General features: G+C 59.9%; 13 protein-coding genes. 11 read left to right on the top strand and 2 right to left on the bottom strand.

Annotated elements, in window-relative coordinates; all coding sequences use genetic code 11:
• The first annotated feature begins 9 nt into the window (after positions 1-9).
• The 8 genes from NQ491_RS05055 to NQ491_RS05020 all read left to right on the top strand — a co-directional run bounded on the left by NQ491_RS05055 (position 10) and on the right by NQ491_RS05020 (position 11,870).
• Positions 10-963 (top strand): phosphoribosylaminoimidazolesuccinocarboxamide synthase, encoded by a 954-nt coding sequence (locus NQ491_RS05055; protein WP_019246512.1) that lies wholly within the window; start codon positions 10-12, stop codon positions 961-963.
• A gap of 296 nt (positions 964-1,259) precedes the next feature.
• Positions 1,260-2,720, top strand: coding sequence for an aminoacyl-histidine dipeptidase (locus tag NQ491_RS05050; protein WP_019246511.1), 1,461 nt, complete (start codon positions 1,260-1,262; stop codon positions 2,718-2,720).
• A 6-nt stretch (positions 2,721-2,726) separates the two neighbouring features.
• Entirely contained in the window at positions 2,727-3,734 is a 1,008-nt protein-coding gene (locus NQ491_RS05045; RefSeq protein WP_019246510.1) for a diacylglycerol/lipid kinase family protein, read from the top strand.
• A gap of 19 nt (positions 3,735-3,753) precedes the next feature.
• Complete coding sequence (locus tag NQ491_RS05040) at positions 3,754-6,528, top strand: glycoside hydrolase family 78 protein (protein ID WP_019246509.1); 2,775 nt, start codon at positions 3,754-3,756, stop codon at positions 6,526-6,528.
• Positions 6,529-7,213: 685 nt separating this feature from the next.
• Complete coding sequence (locus NQ491_RS05035) at positions 7,214-7,444, top strand: Sec-independent protein translocase subunit TatA/TatB (RefSeq protein WP_026089744.1); 231 nt, start codon at positions 7,214-7,216, stop codon at positions 7,442-7,444.
• 69 nt (positions 7,445-7,513) lie between these two features.
• Positions 7,514-8,347 carry a twin-arginine translocase subunit TatC gene (gene tatC / locus NQ491_RS05030; RefSeq protein WP_019246506.1) on the top strand — a complete coding sequence of 278 codons (834 nt, stop codon included), beginning with the start codon at positions 7,514-7,516 and terminating at the stop codon, positions 8,345-8,347.
• A gap of 274 nt (positions 8,348-8,621) precedes the next feature.
• Entirely contained in the window at positions 8,622-10,397 is a 1,776-nt protein-coding gene (locus NQ491_RS05025) for a helix-turn-helix domain-containing protein (protein WP_187119340.1), read from the top strand.
• Between the two features lie 96 nt (positions 10,398-10,493).
• Complete coding sequence (locus NQ491_RS05020; protein ID WP_026089743.1) at positions 10,494-11,870, top strand: hypothetical protein; 1,377 nt, start codon at positions 10,494-10,496, stop codon at positions 11,868-11,870.
• A 145-nt stretch (positions 11,871-12,015) separates the two neighbouring features.
• On the opposite strand, the gene NQ491_RS05015 is transcribed toward NQ491_RS05020, so the two are convergent.
• Both NQ491_RS05015 and NQ491_RS05010 read right to left on the bottom strand, forming a co-directional pair.
• On the bottom strand, positions 12,016-12,924 hold the full coding sequence (locus NQ491_RS05015; RefSeq protein ID WP_019246503.1) for a GNAT family N-acetyltransferase: 909 nt from the start codon (positions 12,922-12,924) through the stop codon (positions 12,016-12,018).
• Between the two features lie 72 nt (positions 12,925-12,996).
• On the bottom strand, positions 12,997-13,818 hold the full coding sequence (locus NQ491_RS05010) for a 1-acyl-sn-glycerol-3-phosphate acyltransferase (protein WP_019246502.1): 822 nt from the start codon (positions 13,816-13,818) through the stop codon (positions 12,997-12,999).
• A 101-nt stretch (positions 13,819-13,919) separates the two neighbouring features.
• Here NQ491_RS05010 and rsmH point away from each other — a divergent pair, with 101 nt between their 5' ends.
• From rsmH to NQ491_RS04995, 3 genes are all read left to right on the top strand, one after another.
• Positions 13,920-14,831 carry a 16S rRNA (cytosine(1402)-N(4))-methyltransferase RsmH gene (gene rsmH / locus NQ491_RS05005; RefSeq protein ID WP_019246501.1) on the top strand — a complete coding sequence of 304 codons (912 nt, stop codon included), beginning with the start codon at positions 13,920-13,922 and terminating at the stop codon, positions 14,829-14,831.
• Positions 14,832-14,909: 78 nt separating this feature from the next.
• Positions 14,910-17,897, top strand: coding sequence for a tetratricopeptide repeat protein (locus tag NQ491_RS05000; RefSeq protein ID WP_026089742.1), 2,988 nt, complete (start codon positions 14,910-14,912; stop codon positions 17,895-17,897).
• Between the two features lie 24 nt (positions 17,898-17,921).
• Positions 17,922-19,709: a TonB-dependent receptor gene (locus NQ491_RS04995; protein WP_019246499.1), complete on the top strand. Its 1,788-nt coding sequence runs from the start codon at positions 17,922-17,924 to the stop codon at positions 19,707-19,709.
• The last annotated feature ends 146 nt before the right edge of the window (positions 19,710-19,855 follow it).

Here is a 19,855-nt window from a genome sequence, read left to right as displayed (position 1 = left end):
AATATTAAAATGGCAAAAGCGATTCTCAAGACAAATTTTCATTTCGACGGCCAGAAAAGCCTGTACGAGGGCAAGGTCCGCGACGTGTACAATATCGACGACCGCTATCTGGCGATGGTGGTTTCCGACCGCATTTCGGCGTTCGACGTGGTGCTTCCCAAAGGTATTCCGTTCAAGGGGCAGGTGCTGAACCAGATCGCGTCGAAGTTTCTCGATGCGACGGCCGACATCTGTCCGAACTGGAAGATCGCCTCTCCCGACCCGATGGTGACCGTCGGCTACCGGTGCGAGTCGTTCCCGGTCGAGATGATCGTCCGTGGCTATCTGACCGGCAGCTCGTGGCGCGATTATCAGGCGGGGGCCCGGTCGATCTGCGGCGTGCCCCTGCCCGACGGCATGCGCGAGCACCAGCGCTTCGACCGTCCGATCGTCACGCCGACGACCAAAGCCGAAATCGGCGCGCACGACCAGAACATCTCCAAGGAGGAGATCGTCGCGCAGGGTCTCGTGTCGAAAGAAGATTACGAAAAGCTCGAAGGCTATGCGCTGGCCTTGTTCGGCCGGGGAACGAAAATGGCCGCCGAGCGGGGCCTGATCCTCGTCGATACGAAGTACGAATTCGGCAAGCGCGACGGCGAGATCTACCTGATCGACGAGATTCATACGCCCGACAGCTCGCGTTACTTCTACGCCGACGGCTACGAGGAGCGTTTCGCGAAAGGCGAGCCGCAGCGTCAGCTTTCCAAGGAGTTCGTCCGCGAGTGGCTGATGGAGCACGGCTTCAGCGGCAAGCCCGGGCAGCAGGTGCCCGAGATGACCGACGAGTTCGTCGATAGCGTCAGCGACCGCTACATCGAGCTGTACGAGAAGATCACCGGCGAACGGTTCGTGAGAGACGAGGCTCCCGACGTGCTTGCGCGCATCGAGAGCAACGTGCGCAATATGCTCGCGCGCCTGCATTGATCCGAAGCGGCCGGACATGCCGGCGGGGTTGCCTGCCGTTCGTTCGGATCCGCTCGCGAAAGCGCCGGTTGCGGGAGCGAGTCTCGGAACCGTTTCCCTGCCCGGCGTTTGCGGTATTTCACTTGATTTTGATATACAGGGCCTACGCTTTCTGCGCCGCTTCGACTCTCCGGCTTTCCTGTGCCGGTCTGCGAAAGTCCTGTCGGAGCGGACGAGCGGCTTGTCCGGGCGGTCCGGGGAGATGCGGGCCGGAATGGCACGGCGAAGTACGGGAGGGCCCATCTTAAACAGCGATTATGGAAAAGAATCTGAAGGAGCTTTCGCCCCGCCGGGTGTGGGAGAAGTTTTACGAGATAACCCGCGTGCCGCGTCCGTCGCATCACGAGGATGCGATTCGCGAGTATCTGCTCGCCGAGGCGCACACGCACGGCATCGAGGCCGAGGCCGACGCGGCGGGCAACGTGATCATGCGCAAGGCGGCGACCCCGGGCATGGAGTCCCGCAAGGGAATCGTCCTGCAGGCGCATATGGACATGGTTCCGCAGAAGAACGGCGACAAGGCGTTCGATTTCGTCCGCGATCCGATCGAAGCTTATGTCGACGGCGAATGGGTGAAGGCCGACGGTACGACGCTCGGCGCCGACAACGGCATGGGCATGGCCGCCATACTGGCCGTGCTGGAATCGGACGATATCGAGCACGGTCCGATCGAGGCGCTGATCACCGCCACCGAGGAGACCGGCATGGTCGGCGCGAACGGTCTGAAAGGCGGAATGCTGCGGGGCGACATACTGGTCAATCTCGACTCGGAGACCGAGGGCGAGCTGTACGTGGGCTGCGCCGGAGGGCTCGATGCGTCGATGACTTTTTCCTATGAAGAAGAATCCGTACCCGCTTCCTCGACGGCTTTCCTCGTCGAGGTGAAGGGGCTTAAGGGCGGCCATTCCGGCATCGAGATCGTGCTGGAGCGGGGCAATGCGAACCTCGTTCTGTTCCGCTTGCTCAAAATGGCCGAGAAGGCATTCGGCCTGCGCCTGTCGAGCGTCGACGGAGGCGGGCTGCGCAATGCGATCCCGCGCGAGGCCCGGGCCGTCGTGACGGTGCCGGCTGCCGAAGCCGGGGCGTTCCGCGAGGCCGTGCGCGATTTCGAACGGACCGTGCGCGAGGAGCTCCGGAGCGTCGACGAAGGCGTGAGCGTGACGGCCGAAGAAACGGCCCTGCCCGCTTCGCTGATCGATACGGATACGCAGCGACGGCTGATCCGTGCCGTGCACGGATGTCCGAACGGCGTCGTGCGAATGAGCCCGTCGATGAAGGGGCTCGTGCAGACGTCCACGAACCTGGCCCGCGTCGTCTCGTCCGGCGGCCGGATCGCGGTACAGTGCCTGTTGCGCAGCTCGGTCGGCAGCGAGAAGCGCGATTTGGGCGAGCGCATCGCCTCGGTGTTCGAGCTCGCCGGGGCCGAAGTCGTCCTGAGCGGGGCTTACGACGGCTGGAATCCCGACATGGATTCCCCGATTCTGGCGGCGATGGTCGCGTCCTACGAACGCCTTTTCGGTCGCCGGCCGGCCGTGACGGCCATTCACGCCGGGCTCGAGTGCGGCATCATCCGTACGAACTATCCGCATCTGGACATGATCTCGTTCGGCCCGACGATCTGTTATCCGCACTCGCCCGACGAGAAGGTCAGCATTCCGTCGGTCGAGCGCTTTTGGAACTATCTGCTCGAAACGCTGCGCAGCGCGCCCGAAAAATAGAGACTCATGGAGATTGCCGACAAATGGTTCGCGATCGTCAACCCGGTGGCCGGCAGCGGCCGGGGGCTGACCGACTGGCCGCTGATCAGCCGGCTGCTGCGCGAGCGTCATATCGTGCCCGAGTATGTATTTACCGAGCGGAAGTACCATGCGATCGAACTGGCCGTCGAGGCCGTCAACAACGGTTTCCGCAAGATTATCGTAGTCGGCGGCGACGGTACGATCCACGAGGTCGTCAACGGGCTGTTCATTCAGAAGACCGTTCCGACGACCGATGTGTTGCTGAGCGTGATCGCCGTCGGAACGGGCAACGACTGGATCCGGATGTTCGGCATCCCGCGCAAGTATTCGGAGGCGATCCGCGCGATCGCCGACGGACACTCGTTCCTTCAGGACGTGGGCGTCATATCGTACTACAAGGCCAGCTACAAGCAGAGCCGCTACATGGCCAATGTGGCGGGCGTCGGCTTCGACGCTTTCGTGAACCGGAAGTACAATCACCTCAAGGAGGAGGGCAAGAAAGGCAAGTGGCTCTATCTGTGGAGCACGCTGAAAGCCGTGCTGCGTTATTCTTCGACGGGCGTCAAGGTGTACGTCGACGACGAGCTGGTCGTCAACGATCTGGTATACAGCGCGACGATCGGAATCGGTCGCTACAACGGAGGCGGCATGCTTCAGACGCCCGAGGCGGTAGCCGACGACGGTCTGTTCGACCTGACGGTGATCCGTAAGATGAGCCGGCTGGCGGTGCTCCTTCATTTCAAAGTGCTGTTCAACGGACGCATATACAAACTGCGTAAAACCAGTCTCAATCGCGGACGCCGCATTCGCATCGAGTCCTCGCCCGAGATCGCCGTCGAGGTCGACGGCGAGGCGCTGGGCTATTCTCCGTTCGAGTTCGAAATCATCGACCGGGCCGTGCGCGTCGTCGTAGCCGAGCGCTTCCTCTCGGAGTCGGCCGGAGCCTCCTCCGGCTCGCCCGCCCCGGAAACCAACAGACCAAGTACCAACTAACCTTCAAATTATTACACTTATGAAAAAACTACATTTGCTGATGCTGTGTCTCGCCGCGCTCGCTTTCTGCCGCTGCGACGACAAACGGGTGACCGTCGGCGACCTGACGGTCGAGATGCTCGAAAACCCGGTGGGACTGGACGAGCGGACTCCCCGTTTCGGGTGGCAGCTCCGCAGCGATCTGCGCGACGTAGCGCAGACTTCCTACCGGATCGTCGTGGCCGGTAGCGAGAACGATCTGAAAAAGGAACAGAATCTGATCTGGGATAGCGGCGAGGTTCCTTCCGGGGAGTCGGTATGGGTCGAGTACGGAGGTCCGCAACTCGAGTCCCGCAAGGATTATTTCTGGAAAGTGCACGTGACGACCAATACGGGCGACGAAACGTGGAGCGAGCCGGCCCGCTGGTCGATGGCCCTGCTCGACGATTCGGACTGGCAGGCCGGCTGGGTCGGCATCGACAGCGCGCTCAATGCGACCGACCGCATGGAGGGCGACAGCCGGCTGGCGGCCCGCTATCTGCGCAAACCTTTCGACGTCGAGGGCAAGGTCAAGAACGCACGGCTCTATATTTCGGGGCTCGGCCTGTACGAGTGCTACATCAACGGAAAGCGGGTAGGCGAGAGCGTGCTGGCTCCGACGGCTACCGACTATAGCACGAACGTCCCGTATAATACGTTCGATGTGAGCGAGTTTGTCAAGGACAAGCAGAACGCGATCGGCGTGACGCTCGGCAACGGCCGCTTTTTCGCGATGCGTCTGGGCGATCCGTCGGCCGGACTGCTCGGCTCGCTGAGGCAGTTCGGTTTTCCGAAGCTGCTGGCTCAGCTCGAGATCGAGTACGAGAACGGCGAGCGGCAGGTGGTGGTGACCGACACGACCTGGCGCCTGACGACCGACGGCCCGATCATTGCCAACAACGAGTTCGACGGCGAAGAGTACGACGCGAGCAAGGAGCTCGGCAAATGGTCCGAGGCCGGTTACGACGACTCGGCCTGGATGAACGCCCGTTCCGTCGGAGCTCCCGAGGGAGCGCTGCATGCGCAGCGCAATCCGAACATCCGGGTGATGGAGGAGATCGATCCGGTGGCGATCAGCCAGCTGAACGACTCGACCTATATTCTCGATATGGGACAGAATATGGTGGGTTGGCTGAACGTGACGCTCAAGGGCGAGAAAGGCGAGCCGGTCCGTCTGCGCTTCGCCGAGACGCTGAAGCCCGACGGCAGTCTCTATATGGACAATCTGAGGGGAGCGAAAGTGACCGACGTCTATATTCCGGCCGGAGACGACGTCTTCTCGTGGGAGCCTCGCTTCACCTACCACGGCTTCCGCTTCGTCGAGATCACGGGCCTGAAATACAAGCCCGAGCTGAAAAGCTTCGTCGGCAAGGTAGTCTACGACGATATGAAAACGATCGGCCGTTTCGAGACTTCCGATCCGACGATCAATCAGGTGTTCAAGAATGCCTATTGGGGCATTCGCGGCAATTACCGCAGCATGCCGACCGACTGTCCTCAGCGAGACGAGCGCATGGGTTGGCTCGGCGACCGTGCTACGGGCTGTATCGGCGAAAGCTTCGTGTTCGGCAATACGCTGCTCTACGAGAAGTGGCTGCGCGACATCGAAGCGATGCAGGATAGCGCGGGCTGCGTGCCCGATGTGGCTCCGGCCCATTGGACCTTCGACCAGCATTCGGGCAACGTGACTTGGCCGGCGGCCTATCTCTGCGTGGCCGACATGCTCTATAACCAGCGCGGCGACGTGCGGCCCGTCGAGCGCCACTACGCCTCGATGAAGAAGTGGATCGAATACATCCGCGACCGACAAATGAAGGACGGGCTGGTCATCAACGACGTCTACGGCGACTGGTGCATGCCGCCCGAAAGCCAGGAACTGATCCACTCTCAGGACCCCGCCCGCAAGACGGACGGCCGTCTGCTGGGCACCAGTTTCTATTACCGCCTGCTGAACATGATGGCCCGCTTCGCCGCCGTGAGCGGTCACGAGGCCGATACGGCCGAGTATCTCGACCTGGCCGCCCGGGTCAAGGACGCCTATAACAAGCAGTTCCTGAACGCGGAGACAGGCCAGTATGCCAACAATACCGTAACGGCCAACATCATTTCGCTGATGCAGGGCCTCGTGCCCGACTCGCTCGAGCAGAAAGTGTTCGCCAACGTCGTCGAAAAGACGAAAGGGGAATTCGACAGCCATGTCAGCACGGGGCTGATCGGCATCCAGTTCCTGATGCGCGGCCTGACGCAGCACGGAGCGGGCGATCTGGCCTATACGATCGCGACGAACCGCACCTATCCGAGTTGGGGCTACATGATCGACAAGGGCGCGACGACGATCTGGGAGCTGTGGAACGGAGACACGGCCGATCCGGCGATGAACTCCGGCAACCATGTGATGCTGTTGGGCGATCTGCTCACTTGGTATTACGAGAATCTGGCCGGCATCAAGTCCGATCCGGCGGCTCCGGGATTCAAGCATGTCGTCATGGCGCCTTATTTCCCCGACGGGCTCGACTGGGTGGATGCCGCGACCGAGTCTCCCTACGGCCCGATCGCAAGCCGCTGGAGCCGCGACGGGCAGGGCTTGTCGTGGAAAGTGGAGATACCCGCCAACTCGACGGCCAGCGTCCGGATTCCGGCTTCGTCGGCCGGGCAGGTGACCGAGGGCGGCAAGCCGCTCTCCGAGAATCCGGCCGTCAAGTCGGTGACGGAAGCCGACGGCTTCGTGACCGTCGAGATCGGTTCGGGCAAGTACGATTTCTTCGCTGCGGAGTAGGGCGGCGCATCGGATACGGAGGACCCCGGCCATTCGGCCGGGGTCCTCTTCGTTTTCCGGCGGCGGCCCCGGTGAACCTTTATCCTTTCGGGTGCGGATTCGGGCGATCCCGTGTCGGCAACGAATCCTGCATGGAGCAGGGGCTCTCGCGGTTGAAACGGCCGTCGGATTCCTTATGCTTTCTCGGGACGCCCGTCGCGATAGGCCGGCGCTCGGGCAGGGCATTCGGCTATTCGGTCGGAGCGGTACTTTTCATAGCGGAGTCGGGAGCGGCCGGCCGGTTCCGGCGAGTACGCATACCGGGTTATCGTGTCCGGGTCTGTCGGAGACCGCTCGTCGCTTCGACCGTCCGGTCGCATCCCGGTTCCGGAGCGCCGGCGCGAGGTCGGCACGGATGAAACGCGTTCGGTCGATGTCCTGCTCTCAGATTGCCGAGGCGGTCGGGGAAAGGACGGAACCTCCGTACCGGGGGCGAGGCTCGCTCTCGTTGCTCTCAGGGCAGGACCGTTCGCTTGTGGACAAGGCGATTGCGTCCGTCGAGGGTAAAATTTCGGCCGGCCGTACAACAAAACCCCGTTTTTTGTGTTATATTTGCAAAGTACGGAGATTGTCCCTTGATATAAGGCGGTGAGAATTTCCTCTCTTCGTGCGGAATTGTTGTAGAAAACTTAAACGATCATAAATTATGTCGAGCTTACCTTTGTTGATTTTGTTGGGAATGATAGGCGGATGGCAGTGGGTTATCATTATCGCATTGATTCTGGTGCTTTTCGGCGGCAAGAAGATTCCCGAGCTGATGCGCGGCATGGGCCGGGGTATCAAGGAGTTCAAGGACGCCGTGAGCAAGGATTACACGGCCGAAACGCCGGCCAAGTCGAACGAGACGACCAAACCGACCGACGAGACGACCAAATAGTTTCCCTCGCTCGTTTCCCGAGCGGCGTCCCGTCCGGTATGGGGCGCGTTCGTTTAATTGCCCGAATCTATGACCGATAAACTGGAAAAGTCATCCGATAACGAGATGACTTTTTTTGAGCACGTCGCGGCGTTGCGGCCTCATCTGCTGCGCGGAGGGCTGGCTTTGTTCGTCATTATGATCGCGGCTTTTTTGAGCAAGCGGTTCATTATCGACGTGCTGCTGATGGGACCGCAGTCGCCCGATTTCCCGACCAACCGCATCCTGTGCCATATCTCGCACCGGCTGCTGGGCGACGCGACGCTCTGCATCAATTCGATCAAGCTGAACATGATCAACACGGCGCTGGGCGGGCAGTTCAATCTGCATATGCAGATATCGATGGTAACCGGCGTCGTGCTGGCGGTTCCCTATCTGCTGTGGGAGTTGTGGCGTTTCGTCGCGCCTGCGCTGACCGACTACGAGCGCTACAAGAGCCGGATGTTCGTGTTTTACGTTTCGCTCTGCTTTTTTACCGGCCTGCTGTTCGGCTATTTTCTGATCGTCCCGCTGTCGATCAACTTTCTGGCCGGCTATCAGGCCAGTCCCGACATTGCGAACATGATCGACGTCAAGTCCTATCTTTCGACGGTGCTGACCGTGTCGGTCTCCTGCGCGATCGTATTTCAGCTTCCGCTGCTGATCTATTTCCTTGCCCGCATGGGACTCGTAACGGCCGCGTTTCTGCGTAAGAACCGCCGATATGCGATCGTCATTCTGACTATTATCTCCGCCGTGATTACGCCTCCCGACGTGTTCAGCCTGTTTCTGGTCATCGTACCGCTCTATTCGCTGTACGAAGTGAGCATTCTGCTGGCAGCCCGCGTCGAGCGCGCGAAAGCCCGGGAGGAGGCCGAAGCATAGGGATTGGCGTCCGGACGGGTCGGATTGCAACGGACGTTTCGGGTTCCGGTGATGCGGCTGTTCAGGCGGTTGCGAAGCATTCGCGGTTCGAGTTTGTTCCCGTTGTAGACGACGTTTCCCTCGGCCGATGGATGAAAGAATCGGAACATGTTTGCTTATGCGAATGCACGCTGATATTCCCGGATATGATGGTCGGAACCGCAGGCGAAGACGGGCGATTCTCTTATCGTCCGACATGCGGAGGGCGGGCGGTCCGTTTTCGGAAAGCGTTTCGATGAACCGTTTCGGATACCGCCTCATTTGTCGTTGCGGGATGCTGCTGTTCGTCTTCATTCTTTTTTCTTGTGCGGGGACGGATAGGACGATTGCCGGCGCGGAGCGCGGTGATTCCTCGGGGAGGACCGGGACGGTCGGAGACGGATCGACGCAGGACAGTACGGGTATCGAGAAGTATCGCAATCTTTGGGAGCGGCAGACGCGGGAAAAAGTGTATGACGAGGTCATCCGTAGCGCGCGATTTGCATTCGAGAAAGGAGAAAGCGACGGCAACCGTTCGCTGTCGGTCTATGCGACGGCCTATCTGGCCCAATCTTACATGTTGAAAGACGACGACGATAGCACTTGTTATTGGCTGGCCGAGTCTTTCGAGAGGATCGGGAAACTGCCGAGAGAAGACCTTTTCATCGTCGGTACGGTGAATAATATCGCCGGAATCCGGGCCATGAAGTCCGAATCCGACTATTCTTCGGCCCTGCGCTATTTCAAAGCGGCTCTGTCGGCCGTCGAAAAAGCGGGCGATACGCTCAATCAGGGAGCTATATTGCAGAATATCGCGCATATCTATCAGGTGCGGGAAGACGTGTCGGGATTCGATTACGCTCTGCGTTCCTACGAATTGGTTGCCGCCAGGGGAGGAGTCAATGCGCGGAGCACGGCCGCAGTGGTGCTTTCGTCGATGTATGTGCTGAAAGGGGATTATGCGCAGGCCCTCCGCTATGCGGATATATCCGTCGCCCGGATCGACGACAGCAGCTATTGGGATGCCAATAAAGCCTACGTATGGTATAACTACGGCGACGTATGCGCTTCTGCGGGCGACGATGCCCGGGCCGAAGCTTCTTATCGCAAGGCATTGGAATATGTACCGTCGGCCGGTACCGCGATCGGTATCCGGGCCTATGTATCTTTCGGAAACTTCTGTCTGAAACGGAAAAAATACCGGGGGGCGGTCGAGATGTACTGCCGGGCCGAGGAATTGCTCGGCAGCGGTAACGTGGAGTGCAGAGCTCCGGTTTATTCGGGACTCGCGCGTGCCTACGATGCCTCGGGCGACGGGGCGAAAGCGCTGGAGTATTACCGGAAGTACTTCGGAACCTGTTCGACGACGGTCAGCTCCGCCAAGGAACATGCTTTCAACGAGCTGCTGATGAGGTACGAACAGTCGGAACATCAGCGGGCCATGGGACTCAAAGAGATGGAACTGCTCCGGAAAGACCGCAATATCATGGCCGCCGTTTTCGCGATGCTGCTCGTAATCGGTTTTTTCCTTTATGCCTGTTTGCTTTATCGGCGGAAGAACGCGATGTACCGGGAACTCGTGCGGCAGAATCTCAATTATCGGGAACGTCTGAACGAATGCGAACGGCTCGAGGGTGTTCGGAAAGCGAACGCGCAGCAGGCGCAGTTGAAAATTTACGAACGGTTGGAGGCGTTGATGCGGAACGAGAAGATTTACCGCAGAAAGGACCTGACGCTCCAGATGCTGGCGGAAACGCTGGGCACCAATACGACGTACATGTCCCATATCGTCAACAGTTTCTCGGGTAAGTCCTTCCCTAATTATCTGAACGCTTATCGCATCGAGGAAGTGCTGGACGCTCTTTCCGATCCGTCCGACGACGAACCGATCCATGCCGTTTTCGAGAGAGTCGGATATACGTCCCGTTCCACTTATCTTCGGATTTTCCGGAAGGAGGTGGGGTGCGCTCCTTCGAAGTATCGTCAGGAGATACGGAAAATCCGTGCCGAGCGAAAGAATGTACGGATTTAAAAAATATGCGAAATGACACATCGGCCGAAGGGTACATTCTGATGGCGGCGAGTATCTTTGCCTGCAATCATATTGTTAATTGTAAACTTCATTGCCATGAAATCGAAAAATCGTATCTTCTTCCCGTCCGTGCGTGCCGCGCTGATCGCGCTTGCGGCTTCGGCGATGTTCGCCTGCTCCGACGACGACGAGGGTTTCGCCGATCTGGCCGTCGATTCTCCGTCGCTCGAGATTCAGGCCGGACAGACCGGTCTGGTTCGCATTCTCGCCGGAAGCGGAGAATATGCCTGTACGGGAAACGACCCGCAGATCGCAGACGTGCAACTTGCGGAGCAGACGATCTCAGTCCGGGGACTTGCCTCGGGGAGTACCTCCTTTGCCGTGGAGGATACCCGGACCGGACAGTCGGTGTCGGTCGACGTGACCGTGTCTCCGGTGCCGTTGGCACTGTCCTATACGGACGTGGCGCAGTGGTTCGCCGGCGAGCAGCCCGAGGGGGCCGGGTTCGCCCGATGGAAAGCGGATATGGTCGAAGGAATCGAGAGAACCGGCTTTTATCGCGTAGGGTTCGCAGAGGTGGCTGCGCAGTTGGAAGCGACCTCGCTGAATGAGAAAAACTGGATTTTTTCGGTGACTGCGACCGAATCGGCAGACGATGCGACGATGTTCGAAGAAGCGTTGACGGCCTATCTGAACGACGACGAATACACTTTCAGCGTCGGGCAATACAGCAACGAAGAAATTTTGGCCGAACACGGACGGCCGCAGAGCGTTTCGCTCGACGAGTTGCAGAGTGTCTTGGAGCGTGCGGATTTCAGTAAAGAAGCGTTGCGCGTAGGTTTTGGGACCGATGCGGTGGCCGTGGAAATTTCGATTTCGTACGGTGAGGCGGCGCTGATCGTCCGTCCGCTTTCTTTCGGGGATAATTGGATGTGGTATGCCGAAAACTTCATCGGTCGGGATTTCGACGAGTTGCTGACGGAATACTATTTCTCGGTCAAATCCGCGGGGATGATACCTCCTATTTATCAGTTGATGATTTTCGCCGGCGCTGATCGGAACGATATTCCGTTCAATCTGGTGTTGTTCGCCCAACCCGGTATGCCGGTCGAAAAGATCGAGGCGGCCTATACGCTGGACGAGGCGCAGATGAAAGCGTATTGGATCGCCATGTTGGAATCTCCGGATGCGGAAACGGAGATGGGCGTTTTCGAGCAGACGATCGTTTTTTATTCCGACAGTGCGCGGGAACCGATGATTCTGCGTTCGATCGCGGAAACCGTCGAGTGGATCCGCGACGACGACTTCGCCGGCGTGGAAAGTGTCATGCCGATTTTCCGAGTTTCGGACGAACGGGTGATTATCCCGCAAGTGAGCAGCGACGGTAGCGGACAGAAAAACCTGACGGTAACGATGGCGGTTCTTGCGGCGGAGGGAGCGTCCGCCGTCATGGCGCAGGGACTGACGAAGTGAGAAGTTGCCGTTTGCTTCGGAGAAAAAGGATAGCCGAAGGGCCGGATCGGGACGAAAACGATCCGGCCCTTCGGCGTTCTCGGGAGACCGGTTTTCGGCGCGGTGCCGCCGGACTCGCCGCAGTTCCGGGACGTCCGGCCGGAAATCAACGGTCGAATCGGAAATGCCGCTGCGATTTCTTCGGATATATGTCGCTGATCGTGATCAGGATGCCTGTTTCCTCGACATAGCCGAAATCGGGGTTGACGACCGTTCCGAATACCTTCATCGACGGGGAAAGGCTCATATAGGAGTTGATCAGAGGCGGAATGTTCTCGCGGTACTTGCGGATTTCCCGGATCAGGATCTTGTAGTCCTCCGCGTAGCTGCCGCCGCAGAACATCCGCTCGAAGCGCTCCTCGTCGAAGTGCAGCTCGATCGGATGAATCGACTCGACCAGATGCTCGCGGTCGGGGAAATATTTGCGGAGGAAGTACAGCAGGATGTTGCGCGCCTCCTTGTCGTAGCTGCCGTACATCGTGACCTTGCCGAAAAAGTAGCGCATGTCGGGGTTGTTCACCACCAGCGCGCCGAGTCCGTCCCACAGGTTGTCGAGCGAGAAAAGTCCTTTCGGATTGGCTCGCGATCCCTGATAGTGGGGCTGCACGAACGAACGTCCGAGCTCGATCGTGTAGGGAAGGTACTCGTTGCGGAACCGTTCGGTGAAGCGGAAGTAGTGCTCGGTCGAGAGGCATTTCGGATGCGTGCTCCGCGAGATGATGTAACGGTAGCCTCCGACGATCTCTTTCGCCTTGGGGTCCCAGACGAAAAGCTGCTCGTACCCTTCCGGGTCCAGGTCCAGCTCGTCGATGTCAACGTCGGCGCCGGTGCCGCCGCCGCCGTCGCGGAAAGAAAGCTCGCGCAGCCGTCCGATCTCCCTCATCAGGTTCGGACACTCTTGCGCGCGCATGACATAAATCTCGTTGCCTCCGTTGTTAGTACGCCGCAGAAGGCGCTCGGGCGTCAGTTCGTTTTCTATCAGATCGGCAGCTACCGGATCGATTACAGGCTTCATCCCCCAGTGTCTCAATTTGGGGCAAATTTATAAAAACAATTCCAAAATCCGCCGGACGCCAAGGATTTTTGACTATTCGCTCTCCAGCCCGTATACCATGTCGCGTATCCGTCCGGCCCAGACTTTGGCCGGCGCGTCGCGAAGGCTCTGCCACCGGACGGGCTCGCCGAACCGGATATCGAAGTGCCGGCCTTTCTGGCGGAACATTTCGTCGGGCAGGTAGAGCATCTCGATATTGGCCCGGATACCGAGGACCGAGCGCAGGTTCGACAGGTTGTAGAAAAACGACGACAGCTCGCCGTCGAAGCGGACCGGCACGATGTCGCGGCGGCTCTCGAGGGCGTTTTTGACGAAACTGTGCTTCCAGCGCGGATCGGCTACCCGTCCGTGATGTCTTCTCGAGCAGAGACCGGCCGGAAACGTGGCGATTTGGGCATTGCTCTCCAAGGTGTCGCGCAGCGTCTGCGCGTAGCGGGCGTTCTGCCGGCCGTGCTTGTTGACCGGGACGAACAGCGGCGCGAGGGGCCGGAGGTTCATCAGCAGGTCGTTGACGATGATCCGCACCTCGCTGAAACGAGTGCTCAGCTCGGCGCACAGCATCATGCCGTCCATGCCGCCGAACGGGTGGTTCGACACGAACAGGTAGCGGCCGTCGGCGGGCAGGCGGTCGAGCCCCTGCGAACGGTAACCGATCCGCATGTCCGCGAGCGTGGCCCGGACGAAGCCGATCGGGTCGAGGTGCGAATAGCTTTTCAGGATGCGGTTGATCTCGTCTTGGTGGATCGTCCGCTTCAGGTACGAAAGCAGCGGTCGCGGCAGCCAGCGGGCCAGCGACGGATTCTTGTCGCGAATGACCCGTTCCAGATCGACCTGCAGGCAATTTTCTTCGGTCATATCGAGGACGGTTTGTACGGCAAAGGTAGCAATTCGCGCGTTTTCCCGTGCATTTGCCCTAAAAGTTCGTACATTTGGGCCGTGTCGCCACTTGTTCGCTTATGGAAACCTATCATGTACCGGTAATGCTCGATGAGAGCATCGAATTGCTCGATATCCGTCCCGGCGGGACTTATGTCGACGTGACTTTCGGCGGCGGAGGCCATTCGCGGGGCATTCTCGAGCGGCTTTCCGACAGCGGGCGCCTGTTTGCCTTCGATCAGGACCGCGATGCGCGGCGGAACCTGCCCGACGATCCGAGACTCGTTTTCGTCGAGTCCAATTTCCGCTTCATGCGAGGATGGCTGCGTTGTCACGGCGTCGAGCGGGTGGACGGTATTTTGGCCGATCTGGGCGTGTCGTCCCACCATTTCGATACGCGGGAGCGGGGGTTCTCGTTCCGTTTCGACGCTCCGCTCGACATGCGGATGAATCAGCGGGCCGCCCTGACGGCGGCCGACGTCGTGAACAAGTACGATCATGCGGCGCTGACGCGCATCCTGCGCGATTACGGCGAGTTGGACGCGCCGCACCGGGCTGCGGCCTGCATCGTCCGCAGCCGCGAGCAGCATCCGTTGCGGACGATCGACGAGCTGGTCGCCTGCGTCGCGCCGGTCACTCCCCGGGGGGCCGAGAGCAAGTTCCTCTCGAAGCTGTTTCAGGCGCTGCGTATCGAGGTGAACGGCGAGATGGAGGCTTTGCGGATGATGCTCGAGCAGTCGGAGCGCGTACTTCGTCCGGGCGGGCGTCTGGTCGTGATCGCCTATCATTCGCTGGAAGACCGGACGGTGAAGAATTTCATGCGCAGCGGCCGTTTCGACGGGCTTCCCGAGAAGGATTTCTATGGCCGGGTCCGCTCGTGCTGGCAGGTGCTGACGCGCAAGGCCCTTACGCCCTCCGCCGGCGAGGTGGAGCGCAATCCGCGTTCCCGCAGCGCCAAGCTGCGCGCTGCCGTCCGGCTCGATGAGAGATAGCGGCCGAACTATTTGGGCACGGCGCGGAGCGGATCGATAAATTTTACTAACTTTGCTCGTTCGATAATCTGAATCGTTATGAGAAAGAAATCCTTGTGGGTCGCAGCTTGCCTGTGCTTTTGCCTGTGCGCTGTCCGTCAGGCCGCCGCGTCCTCCGCAAACCCTGAGTCCCATTACGACCGGGGCGTGTCCCTGTACGAGAAGCAGCGGTATGCGGCGGCTCAGGCCGAGTTCGAGAAAGCGGCCCGGGAAGCAGGGCAGGGCGATGCCGCCCTCCTCGAGAAGACGTCTTGCTACCGGGCCTTGTGCGCTTCGCAGATGCGGCAGACCAATGCCGAGGAGCTGCTCGGGCGTTTTCTGGACGACTATCCGTATTCGATCCGTGCCAACGACGTCCGCTTTGCGCTGGGCACGCTCTATCACGAGCAGGGAGATTACGGCAGGGCATACGACGAGTATCGGACGGTCGATCCCTACGAGCTCGACTTTTCCGATTACGACCAATATAATTTCCGGACGGGCTATGCCGCTTATATGTGCGGCGACACGGAGGCCGCCTACGGCTATTTCAAGAATTGCTCGTCCGATCCCCGATATCTGCCTCACGCGACTTACTATATAGCCTATATCGATTATGCGAGGGGCGATTTGGACGCGGCCAAGCGGGGGTTCTCGGCCCTGGCCGCCGATCCTTCCTATGAGCCGGTCGTTCCCTTCTATCTGTTGCAGATCGAGTTTCAGCAGGGCAACTACCCCTATGTCATCGAACACGGGATTCCGCTGCTCGCCAAGTCGACCGAGAGCCGGCAGCGCGAGATTTCGCGTATCGTGAGCGAGGCGTACTTCCATCAGGGCGATTATCCGCACGCGCTCGCTTATATGGATAACTACGAAAAGCTGGGCGGCCCGATGGGCCGCGAGGAGCTCTATCTGGCCGGTTATTGCTATTATGCGGACCGGGAGTACGACCGGGCGGTCGAGCGTTTGTCGCAGGTCGCCTCGGGGAGCGACGCGCTGGCCCAGAACGCTTGTTTCCATCTGGCCGACTGCTATTTGCAGACGGGCGACCGCGCGAAGGCGATGAGCGCTTTCGGTCTCGCTTCGGCCGCCGATTACGATCCCGAAATCAAGGAGGAAGCGATGTTCGACTACGGCAAGCTGCAGTACGAGCAGGGCGGCGGGGTTTTCGACGGTGCGATCGCCGTGCTCAACAACTACATCGAGTCGTTTCCTTCGTCGCCCCGCGTGGGGGAGGCGCGCGAGCTGCTGCTGGCCGCCTATTTCAATTCCCGCAACTACGACGCGGCCTACGAGGCGATCAAGCTGGTTCCCGATCCCGACAACAACGTGAAAATGGCCTTGCAAAAAATCGCCTATTTTCGCGCGCTGGAGTATTTCGAGGCGGGCGACTACGACCGGGCGCTCGAGCTGTTCGACGTGGCCGATGCGAACCGGTACACGGCCAAGTATACCGCGCTGACGAAATTCTGGCGTGCCGAAACGCTCGTCAAGAAGGGCGATTACCGGCAGGCCGAGCCGCTGTACCGTTCTTACGTGTCGCTGTCGCCCCGCGGCGAGCGCGAGAATCTGATGGCTCAGTACAACGTGGGCTATTGCCGCTTCAATGCGAAGGATTGGGGCGAGGCCGCCTCGTGGTTCAATCGTTTCGTCTCGGCTTATACGACCAAGGATGCCCTGAGGGCCGATGCGTTCAACCGGTTGGGCGACATTGCGTTCGCGCAAAGAGAGTATTACAAGGCGATCGAGAACTACGACAAGGCGATCTCGATCGGCGCTTCGGGCAAGGACTATGCGCGCTTCCAGCGCGCCGTGATGCTCGGGCTGGTCGACAAGTACGACCGCAAGGTCGAGTCGCTGATCGATATCATCGGGGGCGGCGACAGCGAGTACGTCGACGACGCAATGTACGAGCTGGGACGCACCTATGTACGCCACGAGCGGTTCAACGAAGGCGCGAACGTGCTCAAGAGGCTGGTCGCCGGCTACCCGCAGTCGCCTTACTGCGTCAGCGCGCTGTCCGAGTTGGGGCTGATCTACCGGAATCTGGGCAACGATGCCGAGGCGTTGCGTTACTATAAGCAGGTCGTCACGCAGTATCCGTCGTCGCCCCGGGCCAAGGACGCGATGCTCGGCATCAAGAACATATACGTGGACAACAACGACGTCGATTCCTATTTCGCTTTCGCGAAGCAGAGCGGCGTCGAGACGAACGTGACGGTCGTCGAGCGCGACTCGCTGTCGTTCGCGGCTGCCGACCGCGTTTACCAGAGCGGGCAGTATGCCAAGGCGCTGCCGCTGATGGACGGTTATCTGCGGCAGTATCCCAAGGGAGCTTATCGGGCCGATGCGCTGTATGCGCTGGGCGACTGCTCGCTGCGGGAAGGAAACCGTGCGGGCGCGCTGGCCGCTTTCGAGGAGGTGGCGGCCATGCCGAGCAACCGGTATCAGTCCGTCGCGCTGCGTAAGGCCGCCTCGATGCGAATGGAGGACAAGGACTACGCCGGGGCCGCCGAGCTTTACAGAAAGCTCGCTTCGACGGCTGTTCAGCGCAACGTGGCCGTCGAGGGACTGGACGGCTATCTGAAGGCCGTGACGCTGACTTCCGATATGGAGGCGCTCGGCCGGGCAGCCGACGAGGTGCTCGCTTCGCCCTATGCGGCGGACGATCTGGCTGCCGCCGCCCATTTCGCGAAGGCTCGTTCGCTCGATGCGGCCGGGCAGTCGGGCGATGCGCTCGGTCATTACCGTAAGGCGACGGAAGCCCGCACCCGCGAGGCGGCCGAGGCTCACTACCGCATCGCGTCGATTCTGTTCGGACAAGGCGATCTGGCCGGGGCCGAGAAGGAAGTTTACGCCCTTTCCGACAAGAAGCTGCCGTTCCAATACTGGACGGGTAAGGCATTCCTGTTGCTGGGGGATATCTATGTCAAGAAGAACGATGCGTTTCAGGCGAGGGCGACCTACCAGAGCATAGTCGACGGCTATGCCGATCGGACGGACGGCATAGTCGAGGAGGCCCGGCAAAAAATCGATGCGCTGAAATAATGACACTCAACCGAAATAAGTGAGATGAAAACGAACAAAGCGATCCTGTGCGCGGCTGTTGCGCTGGCTTTCCTGCCGGCCCGCGCCCAGAAACCCGAAGGCGACCTGAACCGAGAGATGGAGGTGACGCGCGAGTACGAGCCGTCGGTGGATGCCGCCTCGAAGCTGGGTGTCAAGCCCAATATGGTCGATACGGTCGCGCTGCGTCCCGAGGTCGATTTCTCGGTGACGCCACGGCCGGTCACCCAAGGGTTCGGCGTGACGCCGATCAAGCCCGTGCAGGTCAATCTGGATGACTATCGGACCTTCGGTCCGCTGTACGTCAAGGCCGGCGTAGGCGCTCCGCTGCAGAGCGTGCTCGATGCCTATTTCTCCTCGACGCAGAAACGCGACGGCAAGTGGGGGGTGTACGTCAACCATTACGGGAGCTGGAGCGACATCAAGAACGTCAACGGCATCAAGACGCCCGCCTCGCAGACGTTCAACAGCGTGGGAGCCTACGGCGAGCATCGCTTCGGCCGTTTCGGGATTTCCGGCGAGATAGGCTACGACTACGACAAGATCAGTCGCTACGGGTACGATACGACGTTTCTCGTCGAGGACCCGGACTACGATCCGGAGCTCTGGCCGCTCGACCGTTCCGCCTCGGGACTGAGACAGAATTTTTCGACCGTGCGCGGGCGCCTCGTGCTGGGGCATGCCTTCGAGGACCTTTCCTATTTCAATATCCGCTTCGGGGCCGAAGGGGCCTATTTTCAGGACCGTTTCGATAAAAAAGAAGGCGACGTAAAGGCTTTCCTCGATCTGGGCAAGCGTTTCGGCGGCCGTCACGAGGTGACGCTGCATGTCGGTTACGATTATTACAAGGGGGCAGGAAGTCTGAAAGCTCAATATTTCGAAGAGGTTCCGGAAACCGTGCCGATGTATGAGGACCGGATTCTGACGATAGCTCCCCTTTACCGGCTGCGCTCGGGCCGGGCCGAAATCGCGCTCGGTGTGACTTATGTGCTCGACAACGACGGTTTCCGCAACGAGAGCGCGCTGTTTCCGCAGGTCGAGTTTCTTTGGAATCCGGCCGGAGGCGGTTTCGTGCCTTATCTGAGAGTGGACGGGCGGTACCGCAACAACGGCTATCGGGCGACGGTAGCGAACAATCCGTACGTTTTCCAAGGCCGTTACGGAAAGAATACGGCCGAGTACAACGGCCGCCTCGGCATCCGGGGAGGCGTCGCTTCGTCGTTCGCTTATCATGTATGGGGCGGCTACTCCCGTTACCGGAACATGAATTTCTACGCGAACCGGTGCGAGGGGCTGGGTGCTTTGCATGCGGCAGGCAATACGTTCGACGTGCTGCATGCCGATGTGTCGATGTGGACCCTCGGGGGCGAGATCGAGGCCCGTTTTTCGAGTTCGTTCGGGGCCTTGCTATCGGTGCAGTATCGTTGGTACGACACGAAAGACCGCTTCCGCGACTCGCCCGATTCTCCGGGGCTCGCCTATTATCTGGGTCTGCCGGACCTGACGGCCGGCCTGACGCTCGAGTACCGGTACAGGGACAAGTTTCTGCTGAAGGCCGGAGCGGACGTACTGGGACCGCGCGACTTTACCGACTGGGTGAACGGCTCGCAGCCTTTTGTCCGTCAGCATGTGGACATGCAGGTCGACGTGCATCTGGAGGCCGAGTATAATCTGTCGAAGGCGATCGGCATTTTCGTCGAGGGACGCAATTTGGCCAATCAGAAAATGTTCTATTACAATATGTATCCCGCGCTGGGAGTGCACGCGCTCTTCGGCGTGAAGTTGCAGTTCTGACGCGAAAACGGGGGAAGAATTCGTCCGGCTCCGACTGCAAGTATGGAATGGCAGAAGGGCGGCGCAGCTCATAAATAGGGAGGGGGCGCTCTGACAAGTCCTGAAGCGGGGTCGTATGTAAAACGCCCGGTTCCTTGCGCCGGTTC

Origin of the sequence: Alistipes ihumii AP11 (assembly GCF_025144665.1) — a bacterium.
GTDB classification, from domain to species: domain Bacteria; phylum Bacteroidota; class Bacteroidia; order Bacteroidales; family Rikenellaceae; genus Alistipes_A; species Alistipes_A ihumii.
This window is presented reverse-complemented; position numbering and strand designations above follow the sequence as displayed.

Bases quoted from the DNA above. Each gene is read 5' to 3' on its own strand.
- NQ491_RS05055 (WP_019246512.1), top strand. From the start codon at position 10: ATGGCAAAAGCGATTCTCAAGACAAATTTTCATTTCGACGGCCAGAAA.
- NQ491_RS05050 (WP_019246511.1), top strand. From the start codon at position 1,260: ATGGAAAAGAATCTGAAGGAGCTTTCGCCCCGCCGGGTGTGGGAGAAG.
- NQ491_RS05045 (WP_019246510.1), top strand. From the start codon at position 2,727: ATGGAGATTGCCGACAAATGGTTCGCGATCGTCAACCCGGTGGCCGGC.
- NQ491_RS05040 (WP_019246509.1), top strand. From the start codon at position 3,754: ATGAAAAAACTACATTTGCTGATGCTGTGTCTCGCCGCGCTCGCTTTC.
- NQ491_RS05035 (WP_026089744.1), top strand. From the start codon at position 7,214: ATGTCGAGCTTACCTTTGTTGATTTTGTTGGGAATGATAGGCGGATGG.
- tatC (WP_019246506.1), top strand. From the start codon at position 7,514: ATGACCGATAAACTGGAAAAGTCATCCGATAACGAGATGACTTTTTTT.
- NQ491_RS05025 (WP_187119340.1), top strand. From the start codon at position 8,622: ATGAACCGTTTCGGATACCGCCTCATTTGTCGTTGCGGGATGCTGCTG.
- NQ491_RS05020 (WP_026089743.1), top strand. From the start codon at position 10,494: ATGAAATCGAAAAATCGTATCTTCTTCCCGTCCGTGCGTGCCGCGCTG.
- NQ491_RS05015 (WP_019246503.1), bottom strand. From the start codon at position 12,924: ATGAAGCCTGTAATCGATCCGGTAGCTGCCGATCTGATAGAAAACGAA.
- NQ491_RS05010 (WP_019246502.1), bottom strand. From the start codon at position 13,818: ATGACCGAAGAAAATTGCCTGCAGGTCGATCTGGAACGGGTCATTCGC.
- rsmH (WP_019246501.1), top strand. From the start codon at position 13,920: ATGGAAACCTATCATGTACCGGTAATGCTCGATGAGAGCATCGAATTG.
- NQ491_RS05000 (WP_026089742.1), top strand. From the start codon at position 14,910: ATGAGAAAGAAATCCTTGTGGGTCGCAGCTTGCCTGTGCTTTTGCCTG.
- NQ491_RS04995 (WP_019246499.1), top strand. From the start codon at position 17,922: ATGAAAACGAACAAAGCGATCCTGTGCGCGGCTGTTGCGCTGGCTTTC.